This is a genomic window from Enterococcus sp. AZ149, from assembly GCF_051714285.1.
Taxonomy (GTDB): Bacteria; Bacillota; Bacilli; order Lactobacillales; family Enterococcaceae; genus Enterococcus_D; species Enterococcus_D entomosocium.
The window spans coordinates 712,039-731,316 of sequence record NZ_JBIORO010000001.1 but is presented as its reverse complement, the minus strand read 5'-3'; the positions used below and the strand labels follow the sequence as shown (position 1 = coordinate 731,316).

Below are 19,278 nucleotides of genomic sequence, written 5' to 3'. Positions count from 1 at the left end.
TGTTTATCTCTAGCGGTTTTCTTGCGATTTTAGTATAGCTCCAAGTATTGTTCTCTTTCCCACTCGGAGACTGTTTGGCGGAAGGCTGCCCATTCTAATCGTTTTGCTTCGACAAAGTTGGCATAGATGTGTTTGCCTAAAGCATCGATCATCACTTGATCTTTGCGCAATGCTTTGATGGCATTGTGGATCGTTGATGGCAGATCTTCGATTTGTGCTTCTGCACGTTCTGTTTCGTTCATGATGTAGATGTTGCGGTCGACTGCTGGTGGTGGTGTCAACTCACGTCTAACGCCATCAAGTCCTGCTTGCAGTAAAACAGCCATTGCTAAGTATGGGTTGGCTGATGGGTCAACCGAACGCAATTCCAAACGCGTTGACAAGCCTCTTGATTCTGGTACCCGAATCAATGGTGAACGGTTGCGTCCTGACCATGCCACGTATACAGGCGCTTCGTAACCTGGCACTAAGCGTTTGTAGGAGTTGACGGTTGGGTTGCAGACAGCTGTGTAAGCACGGGCGTGTTCGATCAAACCGCCTAAGAAGTGATACGCTGTTTGGCTTAATTGCATTGGCCCTTCTTCATCAAAGAAGACATTTTCATCGCCTTTGAACAAGGACATGTTGCAGTGCATGCCTGAACCGTTGATGCCGAATAATGGTTTTGGCATGAAGGTTGCATGCAAGCCGTGTTTACGAGCAATAGTTTTCACGACAAGTTTGAAGGTTTGGATGTTGTCACATGCTTCCACTGCATCCGCATATTTAAAATCGATCTCGTGTTGCCCTGGTGCTACCTCATGGTGAGACGCTTCAACTTCAAAGCCAAGGCTTTCTAATTCTAATACGATATCGCGACGGCAGTTTTCCCCTAGATCGGTTGGGGCAAAATCGAAGTAGCCGCCTTTGTCGTTTAATTCCGTTGTGATTTCGCCTGCTTCATCTAATTTGAATAGGAAAAATTCTGGTTCTGGTCCAAGATTGAAAGAAGTAAAGCCAAGGGATTGCATGTCCGCTAATGCCCGTTTTAAGTTACCGCGAGGGTCGCCTGCAAATGGGGTGCCATCTGGATTGTAGATATCACAGATCAAACGAGCCACTTTGCCATGTTCACTTTCCCAAGGGAAGATCATCCATGTCGACAAATCAGGATACAGATACATGTCACTTTCTTCAATACGGACAAATCCTTCAATAGAAGAACCGTCAAACATCATTTTGTTTTCCAGTACTTTATCTAATTGACTTACAGGTACTTCAACGTTCTTGTTTGTTCCTAAAATATCAGTAAACATCAAGCGTAAAAAGCGCACGTTCTCATCCTTTACGATTTGTTTGATGTCTTCGGCAGTTCTTTCAAATTTTGGCATAGTATCCCTTCCTTTTTCCCAATTCTTTTTTTATATCACAGCAATGATCTACAAATGTTCTACATTCGTGGACCTTTTTGCTGGTATGGCTGTTGTTGATTCAATCCACCTTGAGCCAAGAGTTCATCATAAAAAATTCGACGAACATCTTCATCGGTCAGCGGCGGTTTGTTCTTCGCTTCTTTTTCTTTGGCAACTTTCATTTCATAAACTCGTTTGATCCCAGCCATGTTCAGTCCATCGGAAAGATAGTCTTTGATCTCTAGCAAGGTATCAATATCATTCAGCGAATACATGCGTCGATTGCCATCGCTGCGTTCCGGGTGGATCAATTCTTGTTCTTCGTAATAACGAATTTGACGGGCGGTGAGATCGGTCAATTTCATGACTGTTCCGATAGGAAAGACTGACATTGAGCGCCGCAATTCTTTTTCCCGCATAACTTGGCTCCCCTCCGTTTCAATGATGCTGCGTAACTTTATGGAAACTATACCAATTCTTTTTTTGCGTGTCAACCCCTCATGTTAGAAAATGTGACATGAATGCAAATTTTTTTGATTTTTTCATTAGGTCCTTGATTTGATCGTATGTTCAAGCAGTTGTTTTTATGGAAGAAATGGTGCTTTAGCCAAAAATGTTCGGTTTTTGCGTTCAAAGCAAGCCAAACCACTTATACTTCATAATTTTGTCACGACAAAAAAACGGTGCATCGGTTGCACCGTTTCTGCTTATTCCTGTTCTTGCGCCATTCTGCGTAGTGGATAGGTATCCTCAAGCGCAAATCCTTTGATATGATAGGTCTGTGTTGCTTCATCGAAGGCATTGCTCAAAACTAGTGACTCCCGTTTTAAACGATTCAGCGCATTGCCTTCATCGGCTTGCAGAACCAGATGATAAGGCTGCATGATCTGCATCAACTCCATTTTGATCGCCTGAGTCAAGCGTTCTTTGCCTTTGGTACTCTTTGCCGAAATCAAGACGTTGGGAAAGAGCGTTGGGACAAACTGATCGGCGTCGATGCGATCCGCCTTATTATAGACCGTCAACATCGGTAATTGGGTCAAAGAAAGTTCTTCCATTAACTTCAAGACGGTCTCCTCTTGCTGAACCCGTTCTTCGGAACTGGCATCGACGACATGCAGCAAGAAGTCCATGTTTTGACTTTCTTCCAGTGTGGAATGAAACGCATCGATCAATTGGGTCGGCAATTCTTGGATAAAGCCAACCGTATCGGTAATGGTGACTTCAAATCCTTCCGGCATCCGCCAGCGTTTCGTCAAAGGATCGAGTGTTGCGAACAGCTGGTCTTGTTCATAGGTATCCGCACTGGTTAAAATATTTAAAATAGTTGATTTTCCGGCATTGGTATAACCAATCAAGCCCATTTGAAAGACTTGGCTGTCTTTGCGCTTTTGGCGTGTCCGGTCTCGATGGGCGGCCACTTCCTTCAATTCCCGTTTGATGATGGTGATGCGGTTGCGGATGTGTCGACGATCGGTCTCCAGCTTGGTTTCCCCTGGCCCTCTCGTTCCGATTCCGCCCCCCAGCCGAGACATGTTCTTTCCTTGCCCTATCAAACGTGGAAGCAAATAATCCAGCTGCGCCAATTCTACTTGCAGCTTTCCTTCTTTGGAACGGGCACGCATCGCAAAAATATCGAGGATCAGCTGGACGCGATCAATCACTGGCACTTCTAGCGCATCACCGATCAACTGGCTTTGCCTTGGTGTCAGTTCATGATTGAAGATCACTAGATCTGCTTCATGTGCTTCTGCCAACTGCTGCAATTCCACAACTTTCCCCTTGCCAATCACGGTTTGTCGATCGACTTGCTGCCGTTTTTGCACCAGTGAAAAAACAACTTCGCCATTGGCGGTTTTTGTTAAGCTTTTCAATTCTTTCATTGACGAATCAAAATGAAGATAGTTTTTCTCCGTTTCTACTCCGACAAGAATCACACGTTCTTGGCTCATCTTTTCTCCTCCAACCATTGGTTGATTTCTGTTTCAAGGGTACGTTGTTCTTCAGGTTGTCTCACTAAATCAATCCATCGGGGCTGTGCTCGGTTATTGAACCACGTCAGCTGCCGCTTGGCGTAGCGGCGTGAGTTTTGCTTGATTTGCTCAATGGTTTCATCCAATGTGGCCTGCCCGTGAAAATAGGGCAAAAATTCCTTGTAGCCGATCCCTTTTGCGGCTTGCGTTTCTGGATACTGCAAAACAGCTTTTGCTTCTTCGATCAAGCCTTGATCCATCATTAAGTCCACTCGCTGATTGATTCGCTGGTATAACAATTCTCGCTCAGTGGTTAAACCGATCATGAAGAAATCGTACAAAACTTGCGGTGTTTCTTTTGGTGCAGCAATACTTTCGCCAGTCATTTCAAAAACCTCCAACGCACGAATCACTTTCCGCTCATTGTTGTAGTGGATCTTCGCTGCTGTCAAGGGATCGACCGCCTGCAGCTTTTGCCATAGAGCTTCTTTGCCGATGGCTGCTGCTTCTTGTTCATAGCGCTGACGAATCGTTGGGTCGCCTTCTTCTGCCCCTAAACGAAAGTCATACAAAAGCGCTTGGATGTATAGCCCTGTCCCCCCCACAACGATCGGCAGCTTTCCTTGCTGCTGGATCGTCTCAATGGCTTCACGCCCCATTTGCTGGAAATCAGCGGCAGAATACGTTTCCGTCATTGCACGAATATCGATCAAATGATGAGGAATCCCTGCCATTTCTTCCTTCGTCACTTTGGCGGTACCGATATCTAATTGTCGATAAATTTGCATGGAATCCCCGCTGATGATCTCCCCATGGTATTTTTGAGCTAATTGGATACTCAAGGCGGTTTTACCGACTGCGGTCGGTCCCACGATCACTAAGACTTTTTTCATCCTTTTGTTTCCTCGCGGACCTGCTGCACAATTGCCCGAGCGTTTTCTGGAAAATCGGTGATGATCCCGGTCAACCCCAAAGCCAAGCAGGTGCGAATCGCCGCTTCTTCATTGACAGTCCACGGACGGATTGCAATCGGAAAATCAGTCAAGACCGTTGCTGTCTCTTGGACCCAGCGATAGGCCGGATGAATTCCTTCGATATACGGTCGGCTGAGCGCCAACGGTGGTTTGTCTTCCCCGCGTCCCATAATAAAATCAAGGATCGCATCCGGTTCGATCGCATGCATCCGATCCAAAGTCTCGATATTAAAGGAACAATACCAATGAGTAAAAGGCCATTCTTGGCTATTCAATAAATCGGATACTTTGGCTTCGATTCCTTCATACTCATAATGATCGGTTTTTAATTCGATCGTCAAAATGCCACGATAATTCTTCGCTGCAAGCAAATCCAACACTTCTTTTAGCGTGGGGACTTTGGCGGCTTGGAATTCCTCAGAAAACCAGCTGCCGGCATTGAGTTCTTTTAGTTCAGCAACCGTCAGGTCACAGATCCGACCTTTGCCGTTGGTCGTTCGATCAACCGTTTCATCATGCATGACGATCAAGCCGCCATCTTTTGATAGATGTACATCTAACTCAATGATATCAGCTTTGACCCGCACCGCTTCCGCGAATGCCGGTAGCGTGTTTTCAGGTCGGTTGCCGCTACTCCCGCGGTGGGCAACGATTTGTACCATCATTCTTTCACTCCATTCTCACTCTTTATTTTACCATGGAATCTGCTAGAACCAAAAAGCCTCTGTTTGTTTTGATCCTTTTAAGGGGACAGCGCTTTGTTTCGGTCAAAGAAAAACACTCTTACTATGATCGCAGTAAGAGTGTGTGTGATCAGTTGAAAAAGTGCAATCGTCGATACTATGGTTTGGTTACCTTAACCAAGGCGACCGACTGACCAGAAGAATCAAATCGTTTTTGAAAAATAGGTCAACGGTTCGCTCGTCATGTTTTTCATTTGGTTTTTACGCTCATTGACCATTTCAACCAATTGATCAAGGAAATTTTCCATAATGATCCGACCGCCTTTATACGTATACCCACCGATCTTAACGGTTTCCTCTGGCGACAAAATCACCCGACGTGTCCCGATTTTTTTGAAAAATTCTTCCAAGAAAAAATTCGGTAGATAAAAACTGTTTTGCGCCGCAAAAGATTGTAGATAGGCAAAATCATCGATGGTGATATAACAGTCGTCAAAGGCATCAAAGCTGACATACTCATCCATCAGCATGACCCGTTTTTGTAGAATCTCACTGATTTTTTGATTCAATAAAACCAGCGTTTCGATTTCTTTGACTTTATGCTCCAACAAACGGCGTTGTTTTTCTTTTTGTTCCTCATACCGTATGCGTAAATTAAAAATGATGGTTACTAACAATGCGCCCACTAAGACGCCAATCAAACCTGCTATTGCTACTGCCATTCTTCGATCCTTCCTCATTCCTTTTTTAATATTGTATCATATTTGAAAGTTTCGCAAAAAAGATAACGAACTTTTTATTTGACCTTTCTTGACCTAATCGGTATACTATCTCTTAGATATTGCGAAAACTTTATGCTAAACTATATCTATAACGATTTTTAGGAGGACTATCACTATGAATTTAATTCCTACTGTCATTGAACAATCATCTCGCGGTGAAAGAGCGTATGACATCTATTCTCGTCTATTAAAAGACCGGATCATTATGTTGAGTGGTCAAGTAACCGATGACTTAGCAAACTCGATCATTGCTCAGCTTTTATTCTTAGACGCGCAAGATTCTGAAAAAGACATCTACTTGTACATCAATTCGCCTGGCGGAAGCGTTACTGCTGGTCTAGCGATCTTTGATACCATGAACTTTATCAAAGCCGATGTCCAAACCATCGTTATGGGGATGGCTGCTTCTATGGGTTCATTCTTATTGACCGCTGGTGAAAAAGGCAAACGTTTTGCGTTACCAAATGCCGAAATCATGATTCACCAACCATTAGGTGGCGCACAAGGTCAAGCAACTGAGATTGAAATTGCTGCCCGCCACATTTTGGCAACCCGCGAACGTCTGAACAAAATCTTATCAGAACGTACTGGTCAACCAATCGAAGTGATTGAACGCGATACCGATCGCGACAACTTCATGACCGCACAAGAAGCCAAAGACTACGGCTTGATCGACGAGATCATGGAATCAAACAAATTGAAATAAGCTTGCATAAAAAGGTGTACGAATTGCTTCGTACACCTTTTTGCGTCTTTTGGTTCATCGTCAGACTTCGCCATATTGACCTTGTTGGTAAGCATGCCCATTTTCCACGTAATGCGTGATGTTTGCCTGATTTTTGGCGATCTCTTCTTCTGTCAACGGGCGGATCACTCGTGCCGGACGACCAAACGCCAACACATTAGGAGGAATGACGGTTCCTTCCGTCACTAACGAACCGGCACCTAACAAACTATTTTCGCCGATCACGGCATGATTCAAAACGATCGAGCTCATGCCGACCAGAGCCCCTTTTTTGATGGTACAGCCATGGAGCATACACTGATGCCCAACAGTCACATCGTCTTCAACGATCGTCGGGGCATCGTGATCAACGTGGATGATCGTTCCATCTTGAATATTGGTACGCGCGCCGATTTCGATTCGATTGGCATCGCCTCGAATCACTGCTTGAAACCAGACCGTACTATCTTTTCCTAGAGTCACGTTTCCTACGATCGTCGCATTTTTTGCCACAAAACAAGGTGTCGCTTGCGGCGAGGCGGGCGAAACTGTTTTTTGGGTTTCATTCCCTGATTGTTCTTTGTCCATCAACTTCTCCTTCCAATCCATAAACGGATCTGCGCTTTCTTTTTTCACTATAGCACCACCCTTGCTACAATGCAAAAAGAGCGCCAGTCAGACTGGACGCTCTTTTCGGCTTACTCGGCTTCTTCTGAAAATTGACTTTGATACAGTTGGCTATAAAAGCCGCCAGCTGCCAACAAGGTCTCGTGATTGCCTTTTTCAATGATCGACCCTTGATCCATCACTAAGATCAGATCCGCTTCACGAATCGTTGACAAACGATGGGCGATCACAAAGCTGGTACGACCTTCCATCACTTTATCCATTGCTTTTTGAATCAGCGCTTCTAAGCGGGTATCTACCGAACTGGTGGCTTCATCGAGAATCAAAATCTTCGGATCAGAGATGACTGCCCGGGCGATGGTCAACAATTGTTTTTGTCCCAAAGAGACATTGTCGCCTTCAGAATTGATGATCATCTCGTAGCCATCTGGCATCGTACGAATGAAGTGATCCACATTGGCGGTTTTCGCTGCATCAACGACTTCATAATCGGTGGCATCTAATTTCCCAAAGCGAATGTTATCGCCGATCGTGCCTTCATACAACCACGCATCTTGTAAAACCATCCCAAACAGTGAGCGGACATCGTGACGTTCCATCTTCTTCGTGTCGATGCCGTCGATCTTGATGGCCCCTTCATTGACATCATAAAAACGCATCAACAAATTGATCAAGGTCGTTTTCCCAGCACCTGTTGGTCCAACGATCGCCACAGTTTGTCCAGCTTTGACTTCAAAGTTCAAGTCTTTGATCAATGGTTTTTTCGGATCATAAGCAAAGCCGACATGTTCAAAGGTCACGTCGCCTCTGATTTGTTCCGGTAATTGGATATCGGTTCGATTGACTGGCTCTTCTTCCTCATCTAAGATTTCAAAGACCCGTTTTGCTGCTGCTGAGGCACTTTGTAAGACGGAAGACAACTGGGTAATGTTCCCCATTGGCTGACTGACTTGCCAAATGTATTGAATGAACGCTTGCAGCTGACCAACAACGATCACGCCGCTGATCACGTAAAAACTACCCATGACTGCCATTGCGATATAGGTAAAGTAAGCGGTCATTTGCACCAGTGGCATCATCAATCCTGACACAAAGGCAGAACGAAAGCCGTAATAGCGCAACTGGTGGTTAACGTTTTTAAACCCTTCAAGTGTTTGCTTTTCCCGTCCATACACTTTCAACACACTGAATCCAGTCATGTTTTCTTGTACGTAGCCGTTCAGATCTCCTAACGCATTTTGCATGCCTTGGAAGTCCTTTTGCGACTTTTTGACGATTGTGCGAGAAATTAATAAGGAGGCTGGGATCATGATCAATGAAACCAATGCCATGTAAGTATTGATATAAAACATCATAGAAACCGCCATAATGATTCCTAAGAAGGCATTGACGATCCCGATCAAGGCTTGCTGCATCGCACCGCTGACGGCATCCACGTCATTGGTCACCCTTGACAGGATATTCCCTTGCTGGTTGCGGTCGAAGTAAGAAACGGGCAGACGATTGATTTTTTCTTCAATGTCTTGCCGCAAATCTCGCATCGCAGATTGGACAACGTTGGTGATCAGCAGCCCTGACATCAATTGTGAGAAACAGTAACCGACACCAACGACTGCGATCCAGATCAAGCAAAGGATCACGTAATCAAAATTAACGCCTTCGCCTGCAGCGATGTTGCGGCTGATCTCTGTCGTCGGCAATCCAGAAACATACGGCATTGCCGCATTGAAGCCGACGGTTGCAACTGTAAACAGCAAGACTAGGATAAATTGTACTTTGTATGGTTTGATGTAAGCACCTAACCGTTTTAAAGAAGAGATTGCTTTCATTGTGCCAACTCCTCCTCTGATAATTGTGACGCCGCAATGTCGTAGTATACTGGACAAGTTTGCAGCAGTTCTTTGTGGGTACCGATCCCAACCACATCGCCTTCATTCAAGACGACGATCTTATCGGCATTCATGATCGTTCCTACTCGTTGAGCAACGATCAAAACGGTCGATTCCGTGGTTTCTTTTTTCAAGCGTGCCCGCAATTTTGCATCCGTTTGGTAATCCAATGCAGAAAAACTATCATCAAAAATATAGATCTCTGGTTGGCGAATCACCGCACGGGCAATCGCTAAACGTTGTTTTTGTCCGCCAGAGAAGTTGCTTCCGCCTTCTGCCAAATGAGCATCAAAGCCATCTGGTGTGCGAGAAATGAAATCGGCCGCTTGCGCAATCTCGGCTGCTCGTTCCAGCTCTGCTTGCGTGGCATCTTCTTTCCCATAGCGCAGGTTTTCTGCGATCGTCCCTGTAAATAGCAACGCTTTTTGAGGGATAAACCCGATCTTGTTGCGCAAAGTCGTTAAACTGTAATCCCGAACGTCAACGCCATCCACCAAGACTTGGCCTTCACTGACGTCGTAAAAACGCGGAATCAATTGGATCAAGGTCGATTTCCCGCTCCCGGTACTACCGATAAACGCCACAGTTTCACCTGGTGAAGCGGTAAAGCTAACATTACGAATCACTGGACTTTGCGCATGTCCCGGATAAGCAAAGGTAACATTTTTAAATTCCAAGAAACCTTTTGTCTTAGTTTCTGTCACTGGCTGTTCTGGCTCTTTGATTTCAGAAGTCGCATCTAACGCTTCTTGGATTCGGCGAGCAGAAACGGCCGCTCGTGGATACATCGTAAAGACGGTCGCAAACAGCATGAAAGAAAACAGCGCATGGAAGATGTATTCGATAAACGCAATCAAGTCACCGACTTGCAGTTGCCCTTGATCGATTTGAATACTTCCCGTCCAAATAATCAAGATCATCACGATATTGAATAAGAAGAAAAAGCCCGGTTGTGCCGTTGCCATCAAGCGAAACAAGCTGCGAGAACTAGACGCATAGGCTTGGTTGACTTTGCCAAAGCGTTTTTCTTCAAATTTTTCATTGACGAAGGCACGGATCACTCGTAAACCAGAGAGATTTTCCCGCAAGATGCCATTGATTTTATCTAGATTGGCTTGTTGCTTGGTGGATAATGGTTCCGAGATTTTGGCAATGGCGATGACTGCCATTAGCAATATCGGCAATGCCCCCAAGACATATAACCCTAGTTGTGTACTTGTCCGCATGACCATGTACAAGCTGACCACAAACATCATGGGTGTCATCAAACCCGTCCGTAAGATGCTTTGCATAAACAGCATGATTTGATACGCATCATTGGTCACACGGGTGATCAATGATGAAACCCCGATTTTTTCATATTCAGTATGTGAATAGCCTTGGACTTTTTCAAAAAGATCGTCACGAATATCTGCCACAATGTTAGTGGTGATACGTGACGTGAAATAGCCTAACAAAATGTTCATCGTGATCCCCACAATGGTGATCGCGATCATCGCCGCACCCATTTTCCATATGTAGTCGCGATCACCAGCGGCGATCCCTTTGTCGATCATTCTTGCCAATAACGTCGGCAAACCTAATTCAATCAAAATAAAACCAAAAACACAGATGAAATTAAAAACCAGCAGTTTTTTGTTTCTCATCGTATAGTGCCACATTAATTTCAAAAAATCCCCTCCTTTTTTACTTCATTACTTCTACTATAGCATAGGAATATTCTTATTGTAATGCACTTTCAACGAAAAAAAGTAAACTTCGGAAATAGTCGTTTCATTTTCTTTCAGTAAGCCTTTTCAAAAATGACGTGTTTCTATACTTATTCGTTTTTCTGTGATAAACTAGGGATACTTGTAGTGGAACGACTTACAAACCCGGTGAATTTTTTATGACGACATTTGGAAAGCAAAGACGAGGCTTTCTCTTTTTTCTCACAACGATTGTCTGAAAAAAGCATGCAGCGGCTCTCGAAGCCTTCTTTTCAGGTCACTTTATTCGGACCTCGATTTTGTGATGCAGCGAATTCATCAACCAAATAGACTACTGCGAAAAGCAGATAAAGGAGAAAAGATATGATTTACAAAATTTATTACCAAGAAACAAAAGACCGCAACCCAAAGAGAGAACAAACCCACTCTTTGTACATTGAAGCAGACGATGCAGTGATCGCACGCCGTCTGGTTGAACAAAATACCCCATACAACATCGAGTTCGTTCAAGAACTAGATGAAAAACATTTAGCTTACGAAAAAGAAAACGCTGATTTCAAATTAGCGGAGTTTTAAGATGAAAGTTTCGCTGAAAAATAATGAGACTGGCGTATTCGGCGTCGGTGGACTTGGCGAAATCGGAAAAAACTGTTATGGGGTTCAATTCCAAGATGAGATCATCTTAATTGACGCGGGAATCAAATTCCCCGAAGATGAACTGCTTGGGATCGACTATGTCATTTCCGATTATAGCTACATCGTTCAAAATTTACCGAAAGTCAAAGGCTTGATCGTCACTCATGGTCACGAAGACCATATTGGCGGAATCCCTTACTTGTTGCGGGAAGCCAATATCCCGATCTATGCGGGACCCTTGGCACTTGCTTTGATCACCAACAAATTAGATGAGCATGGCTTATTGCGGGACGCGGAATTACACGAAATCAATGAAGATACGGTGATTCGTTTCCGTAAAACATCCATCAGCTTCTTCCGAACGACTCACAGTATCCCTGATGCTTTAGGTGTCGTTGTCAAAACGCCTTCTGGCAATATCGTCGCAACTGGCGATTTCAAGTTTGACTTTACGCCTGTGGGCGAACCAGCAAACTTGCACAAAATGGCAAAAATTGGTGAAGAAGGCGTCCTTTGCCTCCTTTCCGATAGTACCAATGCAGAAATTCCGACCTTTACCAAATCAGAAAAAACGATCGGCAGCTCGATCCAAAAGATTTTTGAAAAAATCGATGGTCGGATCATTTTCGCCAGCTTTGCCTCCAACATTTTCCGTCTCCAACAAGCTGCAGATGCGGCGGTTGCGACTGGACGTAAAATCGCCGTTTTTGGACGCAGTATGGAAAATGCGATCGTCAACGGACAGCGCCTTGGCTATATCAAGGTGCCAGATGGAACCTTTGTAGAATCTCATGAGATCAACCGTTTGCCTGCAAACGAAACCATGATCCTTTGTACGGGTTCTCAAGGAGAGCCAATGGCTGCTTTAAGTCGAATTGCCAACGGGACTCACCGTCAAATCCAAATTCACCCAGATGATACCGTGATTTTCTCAAGCTCACCGATCCCAGGAAATACCACGAGTGTCAACCAGCTGATCAACTTACTGTTGGAAGCTGGCGCAAACGTGATCCATGGCAAATTGAACAACATCCATACTTCTGGTCACGGTGGCCAAGAAGAACAAAAACTGATGTTGCGTCTAATGAAGCCAAAATTCTTTATGCCTGTCCACGGGGAATTTCGGATGCTGAACATCCACACCCAACTGGCACAAGATGTCGGTGTACCAAAAGAAAATTGTTTCATTATGGAAAATGGTGACATGTTGGCCTTAACAGCGGATACCGCTCGCTTGGCTGGTCATTTCAATGCCAATGATGTTTATGTCGACGGCAGCGGTATCGGTGATATCGGGAATGTCGTCTTACGAGATCGTCGTATTCTTTCAGAAGAAGGCCTCGTCTTAGCGGTAGCGACAGTCGATGTGGCGAAGAAAGAAGTTCTTGCTGGACCAGATATTCTTTCTCGTGGGTTTGTTTACATGCGGGAATCCGGCGAGATGATCAACGAAGCCCAACAAATTCTCTTCCGTGCGTTGCGAGAAGTCTTGAACCAACCAGACCCAACAGAGCACAAATTAAGAGAAGCGATGTCATCGGCTTTACAGCCATTCCTATTTGAAAAAACCGAGCGTCATCCAATGATCCTTTCAATGATCATGACACCGGATAATTTATAGTTTCACATGCAAGGGGAGTTCTCAGGTTACTGGGAACTCCCCTTTTTCCTTTCCGTTGCAAAAAGAAAAAAAAGACCATCGAATCGATGGTCTTTTGGGTTTTTGATTTCAAAGTGCTCTTACTGGCAGTTTGTTTGAAAGCTTACGCTTTGTTTACGTTAACTGCTTGAGGTCCACGATCAGAATCTTCCACGTCGAAAGTTACTGCTTGACCTTCTTCTAAAGTTTTGAATCCTTCACCTTGGATCGCTGAAAAGTGTACAAATACGTCTGTACCGTCTTCGCGAGAGATAAAACCAAACCCTTTTTCAGCATTGAACCATTTTACTGTACCTTGTTCCATTATAAAAAAACCTCCTCGTGCATAAGCACTTAATTATGTGTAACATTGCCTTTGTGCGATAGAGGCCTAACGTGCGTTTCAACATCTATTCAGCAAACAAAATTACAATAATATTTTACACTTGCCCGTATTTTTTTGCAAGACAGACGATTAGACAATTCACCTTTATTTTTAATAATGTTCGCAAATTAGCCGTTGTGTCAGCAATTTTCTTGTTGCCAGAGGCCTTCTTCTCGCAAACTAACATAGGTATTGTCGCCAATAATTAAATGATCCAGTAGTTCGATCCCCATCAAGTCTCCGCACTTGATCAAGCGGCGTGTAAACAGCAGATCTGCCTCTGAGGCTTGGGGACTACCGCTGGGATGGTTGTGAACGACGATCACTCGTGCGGCACTGTAGCGTACCGCCCAATGAAAAATCTCCCGTGGGTGAGCGATCGACTGATTCAACGATCCGATGAAGATCGTCTTTTTTTGAATGATCTCATTTTTGGTATTCAAATAAATCCCTAGCAAGTGCTCCTGACGAAAGTCTTTTAATTCTTGGATCAGCTGATGAGCGATCGCCATACTGGAGTTGATCTTGCCGTACTTTGGTTGAACAGACCGCTGGATCCGCACACCTAATTCAATCATCGCTTTGATCTCGATGGCTTTGATTTGTCCGACGCCGCGAATTTCTTGTAATTCATCGATTGTCGCTTCTTTTAATTCATACAATTCTTCAAAACGATTCAAGACACTAGCCGCTAATTCCAAGACATTTAGGGGCCGTGAGCCAGTCCGCAACAAAATTGCCAACAGTTCTTGGTTCGAAAGGGCATCAACCCCATATTGCACTAAGCGCTCTCGTGGAAACGAGCTTTGGGGAATCTCTGTTTCATTGATCATAAAAAAACTCCTTTGCGTCGGTCTAATAAAAGATACGCAAAGGAGAGAGTATTTCATGAATAAGATGCGCAAAAAATCACAGTTAAATCGAAAAAGCCGTTTCTAGAAAATCTGGGACATCCTCTAGTGAAGGCAAGACTTTCAAGACTTTTTCTTCAATGATGGTCGTCGGCGCGATCAAATCGGGAATCATAATGACTGAGATCCCAGCCCCATGAGCAGCATGAATACCGTTAGCCGAATCCTCAAGGATCACCAATTCTTCTTTTGGTACCGCCAGTAATGCATGAGCTTTTTCAAAAATCTCAGGATCTGGTTTTGCCCGTGTGACATCATCAAAGCAGACGATCTTAGGAAATTCCGCCGTTAAGTCTGCTGCTTCCAGCAAGGTGTCGATCACTTTGCGCTGGTTACTAGACGCCAACACTCGGGGAATCTTTTTCTCATCAAGATAATGCAATAACTCGTGGATCCCCGGCTTCAATTCAGCCTCGCCCCGTTGGAACATTTCCAACGTTTGCTGAAAAGCCGCTTGAATAAATTCTTCAATCATCTGATGACCAAAGGCTTCATCGAATCTCTCATGATAAGCTGCCCAGACTTCTTCATCCGAAACACCTACATAGGCTAGGTATAACTCTTTTGTATAGGGAATACCCATTTGATCAGCCACGATTTGAGTCGCTTGGTAATAAAGCAGCTCCGTGTCAAAAATCAAGCCGTCCATATCGAAAATCACACCACGTAACTTAGCCATTTCTTCCTCCTATTGCCAACAACAATTCACGAACTTCTGAAACAAAATACAAGGATCCTGTCACCAGCAGCAAATCTTCATTGGTCATTTTTTCTAATAATTCTGCCAAGCCAAACTGCCATAAAGAAACGGTTGAGATTCGTTTTTCATCGAGTTCCTGATAGCCGTCTGCCAAATGCAGTGCTTTGGGAAAATCGAAGGTCGTTAAATAAATCTCGGCTTGGGGAATCGATAGCAATTGCTGAAGCATCTCATTGACGTTTTTGGTTTCAAGCGCTGAAAACAGTACATGGATGCGATAGTCGCTGAACTCTTCTTTCATCGTATCTACTAAACGAGCCATGGCGTGTACGTTATGGGCACCATCGATAATCACTAGTGGCTCACTACTGATTCGTTCCATCCGGGCGGGCCAATAGGCTTTTCGCAAGCCATTGCGAATCTCTTTGGCTGAAAAGGGCAGTTGCCGCAGGTCGCAATACAGGCTGTATAATTGGATCGCAACACCGGCATTTTCTGGTTGATGGCGGCCTAACATCGGTGTTTTCAAGCCTTTGATTTTGCCATGCTCATTTTCAAAATCAAATAATTCGCCCCATTCTTCATCGGGACGACGATAGGTCACACGGTACTCTTGCCCTGCATGATAAGCGGGTGCCTGTGCTTCTGTAGCTTTCAAATCGATCACCGAAAGCGCACTTTCAACGATATTGCCAGTAACAAGGGGTGTTTGCGGCTTGATGATCCCTGCCTTATGGGCAGCGATCGCTTCAATGGTATCTCCTAAGACATCCATGTGATCCATGCCGATCGTCGTGATCGCGGTCAAAATAGGAGAAATAACGTTGGTACTATCTAAGAGTCCCCCTAAGCCAACTTCAATAATCGCAACATCGACCTTTTTTTCTTCAAAATAGCCTAATGCCATAGCGGTAATGATCTCGAACTGGGTAATGCCCGTCAACGTTTCATCGCGATCAATTTCAGCAACCAGCGGCTGGATTTTTTCCACCCAAGCGACCAAGTCCTCATCTGATATAAATTGTCCGTTGATTTCAATTCGTTCATTGAACGCTTCAATGTGTGGGGAAGTAAAGGTCCCCACTTGCTGCCCAGCTTCTTCTAAAAGACTGCGCAAATAACTGACGGTCGATCCTTTGCCATTCGTACCGGCGATATGGATCATGGTCACCTTTTTTTCAGGATTACCCATCCGTTTTAATAATGCTTCGACACGCATCAATCCAGGTCTTTGCCCAAATGTCAAACGCGAATGGATCCACGCTGTTGCTTCTTCGCTTGTCATCTCGCTCACCTCGCTCCTATTTTAACAAAAAATGAACGGCTTTCCCAATTTCTTTCCTTTAAACGAGAAAATTGTTCGCCCTGTTTCTATTGAATAAGCAAAAACAAGCATCTCCGAAAGATGCTTGTTTGCGTGTGATGTGCTCATCCTATTGGATTGTGCGTAATTGTTCGATCCGTTCTTGAACGGCTTTTTGTTTTTCAAGATAATCGGCTTCTTTGCTGCGTTCTTGTGCCACGACTTCCTCAGGCGCATTGGCAACGAAGCGTTCGTTCGCCAGTTTGCCTTGTACCCGTTGAACTTCTTGGGTGAACTTCGCTAGTTCTTTCTCCAAACGCGCGATTTCTTCTTCAATGTTGATCAACCCAGCTAGTGGCAAGTAGATCGTCGCACCTGATAGGATGGCAGACATCGCCAATTCAGGGGCTTGCAAGCTGTTAGAGATTTCTAGTTCTTCTGGATTACAGAAGCGTTCGATATAGTTTTTGTTAGCAATCAAGAATTCTTCGATTTCAGGCTCATTTGCTTGGATCAGCAAAGTGATTGGTTTCGAAAGTGGTGTATTTACTTCTGCTCGGATGTTTCGAACCGAACGAATCAATTCTTTCAACACTTCCATCCCTTGCGCCGCTTTTTCATCCGTCCATTCTGGAGCCACTTGTGGATACTCAGCAACGACTAATGATTCCCCTGTATGCGGCAGCTTGCTCCAGATTTCTTCTGTAACAAATGGCATGATTGGGTGCAACAAGCGTAAAATTTGATCAAGAACATGGACTAAGATGCTCTTGTTAACTTGTTTCGCTGCTTCATTGTCACCATATAACGTTTCTTTCGACATTTCAATGTACCAGTCACAGAAATCATCCCAGATAAAGTTGTATAATTGACGACCTGCTTCACCAAATTCGAAGCGTTCAAAAAGGTCAGTGACTTTTTCAATCGTTTCATTCAAGCGCGTCAAGATCCAACGATCCGCCACTGATTTTTCACCAGAAAAATCAATGTCTTCTGCAGTCATTTCGCTGACATTCATTAAGACAAAACGGGAAGCATTCCAAATTTTATTGATGAAGTTCCAGGCAGCATCCATTTTCTCATAGCTGAAACGCACGTCTTGTCCCGGTGCAGAGCCATTTGATAAGAACCAACGCAATGCATCAGCACCGTATTGTTCAATGACTTCCATCGGATCGATCCCGTTTCCAAGAGACTTACTCATTTTGCGACCTTGTTCATCACGGATCAATCCGTGGATCAAGACATTTTCAAATGGTCGTTTGCCAGTAAATTCCAAGCTTTGGAAAATCATACGGCTTACCCAGAAGAAAATGATGTCGTAACCAGTTACTAATGTATTCGTTGGGAAGTAGCGTTGGAAATCTTCATTGTTTTCATCTGGCCACCCCATCGTTGAAAACGGCCATAAAGCAGAACTAAACCATGTATCCAATACGTCTGGATCTTGCTGCCAATTTTCGGCATCTGCTGGCGCTTCAAGTCCTACATACATTTCCCCCGTTTCTTTGTGGTACCAAGCTGGGATTTGATGGCCCCACCACAACTGACGAGAGATAACCCAGTCATGGACATTTTCCATCCAACGTAAGAATGTTTGGTTGAAACGTGGCGGATAAAAGTCCACCGCATCGTCGGTTTCTTGGTTGTCGATGGCTTGTTTTGCTAATGGTTCCATTTTTACGAACCATTGTGTCGATAAACGAGGTTCGACTACTACGCCTGTCCGTTCTGAGTGACCTACGCTATGGACCATTTTTTCGATTTTGATCAGACGACCTAACGCTTCTAAATCTTTCACGATTTGCTTGCGAGCAGCAAAACGATCCATGCCTGCATAGGTACCTGCTAAGTCATTCATTGTTCCGTCATCATTCATGACATTGACCCGTGGTAGGTCATGGCGGTTACCGACCTCGAAGTCATTCGGGTCATGGGCAGGAGTGATTTTTACGACCCCTGTTCCAAATTCTTGGTCCACGTACTCATCAGCGATGATTGGGATCTCTTTATTGACCAAAGGCAAGATCACTTTCTTACCAATCAATGCTTGATAGCGTTCATCTTCTGGATGAACCGCGACTGCTGTATCCCCCAACATCGTTTCTGGGCGAGTCGTTGCGATCTCCACCACACCGCTGCCATCTGCTAATTCGTAAGACATGTGGTAAAAAGCACCTTCGATGTCTTTGTGGATCACTTCAATATCAGATAATGCCGTGCGGGCTTGTGGATCCCAGTTGATGATGTACTCGCCACGATAGATCAAGCCTTTTTCATATAGCGTCACGAAAACTTTACGAACCGCTTCGGATAATCCATCATCTAATGTGAACCGTTCACGGCTATAGTCTAAGGATAAGCCTAGTTTCGCCCATTGTTCCCGAATGTGACCGGCATATTCTTCTTTCCAATCCCATACTTGTTCAACAAATTTTTCCCGACCAAGGTCATAGCGAGAAATTCCTTGTTCCCGCAGCTTTTCTTCTACTTTGGCTTGGGTAGCGATCCCGGCATGGTCCATTCCTGGCAGCCATAAGGTGTCATACCCTTGCATCCGTTTTTGACGAATGATGATGTCTTGTAACGTGGTATCCCAGGCATGACCTAAGTGCAATTTTCCTGTTACGTTTGGTGGTGGAATCACGATAGAATAAGGTTTTGCTTCTTTGTTGCCGCTTGGTTTAAAACGGTCATGCTCTAACCAATCTTGGTAACGCCCGGCTTCTACTTCTTGGGGATTGTACTTGGTGGATAGATTCTCAGTTTCTGTCATAGTTGGTCCTCCTAAAGTTACGTTTTTTAAACGTAATGGTTGGTGTGGTTTTTTGGTGCCTGTTGCTGGGTAAAGCACGAAAATGTTCGAATCGTTCAGGATGAGTGCAGTGGTAGAGATGATTATCCGTTGTTTGTTGACGCCTCGTTTGTTGTTCGTAAAAAGTACGTTTCTTA

Annotated in this window: 17 protein-coding genes; 3 read left to right on the top strand and 14 right to left on the bottom strand. The window is 44.4% G+C overall.

Annotated elements, in window-relative coordinates; genetic code table 11:
* Positions 1-29: 29 nt before the first annotated feature.
* The 6 genes from glnA to IGI94_RS03330 all read right to left on the bottom strand — a co-directional run bounded on the left by glnA (position 30) and on the right by IGI94_RS03330 (position 5,743).
* Complete coding sequence (gene glnA, locus IGI94_RS03355; protein WP_005225167.1) at positions 30-1,370, bottom strand: type I glutamate--ammonia ligase; 1,341 nt, start codon at positions 1,368-1,370, stop codon at positions 30-32.
* A gap of 59 nt (positions 1,371-1,429) precedes the next feature.
* A complete protein-coding gene (locus tag IGI94_RS03350) occupies positions 1,430-1,810 on the bottom strand; it encodes a MerR family transcriptional regulator (RefSeq protein ID WP_005225166.1) in 381 nt (126 codons plus the stop codon).
* Between the two features lie 288 nt (positions 1,811-2,098).
* A complete protein-coding gene (hflX, locus tag IGI94_RS03345) occupies positions 2,099-3,343 on the bottom strand; it encodes a GTPase HflX (protein ID WP_008377064.1) in 1,245 nt (414 codons plus the stop codon).
* Positions 3,340-4,257 carry a tRNA (adenosine(37)-N6)-dimethylallyltransferase MiaA gene (gene miaA, locus IGI94_RS03340; protein ID WP_438899429.1) on the bottom strand — a complete coding sequence of 306 codons (918 nt, stop codon included), beginning with the start codon at positions 4,255-4,257 and terminating at the stop codon, positions 3,340-3,342. Before miaA ends, hflX begins: the two co-directional genes overlap by 4 nt.
* A complete protein-coding gene (locus IGI94_RS03335) occupies positions 4,254-5,003 on the bottom strand; it encodes a glycerophosphodiester phosphodiesterase (RefSeq protein WP_016611940.1) in 750 nt (249 codons plus the stop codon). The genes miaA and IGI94_RS03335 overlap by 4 nt, the downstream gene beginning before the upstream one ends.
* A 221-nt stretch (positions 5,004-5,224) precedes the next feature.
* Positions 5,225-5,743 (bottom strand): hypothetical protein, encoded by a 519-nt coding sequence (locus IGI94_RS03330; protein ID WP_008377057.1) that lies wholly within the window; start codon positions 5,741-5,743, stop codon positions 5,225-5,227.
* 175 nt (positions 5,744-5,918) lie between these two features.
* Between IGI94_RS03330 and clpP the strand changes: the two genes are divergently transcribed.
* Entirely contained in the window at positions 5,919-6,509 is a 591-nt protein-coding gene (clpP, locus tag IGI94_RS03325) for an ATP-dependent Clp endopeptidase proteolytic subunit ClpP (protein WP_005225161.1), read from the top strand.
* Positions 6,510-6,569: 60 nt separating this feature from the next.
* On the opposite strand, the gene IGI94_RS03320 is transcribed toward clpP, so the two are convergent.
* The 3 genes from IGI94_RS03320 to IGI94_RS03310 all read right to left on the bottom strand — a co-directional run bounded on the left by IGI94_RS03320 (position 6,570) and on the right by IGI94_RS03310 (position 10,713).
* Positions 6,570-7,163: a gamma carbonic anhydrase family protein gene (locus IGI94_RS03320; protein ID WP_016611938.1), complete on the bottom strand. Its 594-nt coding sequence runs from the start codon at positions 7,161-7,163 to the stop codon at positions 6,570-6,572.
* A 62-nt stretch (positions 7,164-7,225) separates the two neighbouring features.
* Positions 7,226-8,983, bottom strand: a complete 1,758-nt coding sequence (locus IGI94_RS03315) for an ABC transporter ATP-binding protein (protein WP_005237514.1) — start codon at positions 8,981-8,983, stop codon at positions 7,226-7,228.
* Entirely contained in the window at positions 8,980-10,713 is a 1,734-nt protein-coding gene (locus tag IGI94_RS03310) for an ABC transporter ATP-binding protein (RefSeq protein ID WP_086372649.1), read from the bottom strand. Before IGI94_RS03310 ends, IGI94_RS03315 begins: the two co-directional genes overlap by 4 nt.
* A gap of 402 nt (positions 10,714-11,115) precedes the next feature.
* Here IGI94_RS03310 and IGI94_RS03305 point away from each other — a divergent pair, with 402 nt between their 5' ends.
* Together IGI94_RS03305 and rnjA are read left to right on the top strand one after the other, a co-directional pair.
* Positions 11,116-11,328, top strand: a complete 213-nt coding sequence (locus IGI94_RS03305; RefSeq protein ID WP_005225157.1) for a DNA-directed RNA polymerase subunit epsilon — start codon at positions 11,116-11,118, stop codon at positions 11,326-11,328.
* A 1-nt stretch (position 11,329) separates the two neighbouring features.
* Complete coding sequence (gene rnjA / locus IGI94_RS03300; protein WP_005237517.1) at positions 11,330-13,009, top strand: ribonuclease J1; 1,680 nt, start codon at positions 11,330-11,332, stop codon at positions 13,007-13,009.
* Positions 13,010-13,151: 142 nt separating this feature from the next.
* Here the strand turns inward: rnjA and IGI94_RS03295 are convergent, their stop codons facing one another.
* From IGI94_RS03295 to IGI94_RS03275, 5 genes are all read right to left on the bottom strand, one after another.
* Positions 13,152-13,352 (bottom strand): cold-shock protein, encoded by a 201-nt coding sequence (locus tag IGI94_RS03295; RefSeq protein WP_005225155.1) that lies wholly within the window; start codon positions 13,350-13,352, stop codon positions 13,152-13,154.
* Between the two features lie 200 nt (positions 13,353-13,552).
* Positions 13,553-14,245 carry a RadC family protein gene (radC, locus tag IGI94_RS03290; protein WP_438899427.1) on the bottom strand — a complete coding sequence of 231 codons (693 nt, stop codon included), beginning with the start codon at positions 14,243-14,245 and terminating at the stop codon, positions 13,553-13,555.
* 82 nt (positions 14,246-14,327) lie between these two features.
* Positions 14,328-15,002: an HAD family hydrolase gene (locus IGI94_RS03285; RefSeq protein ID WP_016611929.1), complete on the bottom strand. Its 675-nt coding sequence runs from the start codon at positions 15,000-15,002 to the stop codon at positions 14,328-14,330.
* Positions 14,995-16,308 (bottom strand): bifunctional folylpolyglutamate synthase/dihydrofolate synthase, encoded by a 1,314-nt coding sequence (locus IGI94_RS03280; RefSeq protein WP_008377037.1) that lies wholly within the window; start codon positions 16,306-16,308, stop codon positions 14,995-14,997. Before IGI94_RS03280 ends, IGI94_RS03285 begins: the two co-directional genes overlap by 8 nt.
* A gap of 148 nt (positions 16,309-16,456) precedes the next feature.
* Positions 16,457-19,102, bottom strand: coding sequence for a valine--tRNA ligase (locus IGI94_RS03275; protein ID WP_061053800.1), 2,646 nt, complete (start codon positions 19,100-19,102; stop codon positions 16,457-16,459).
* Positions 19,103-19,278: the final 176 nt, after the last annotated feature.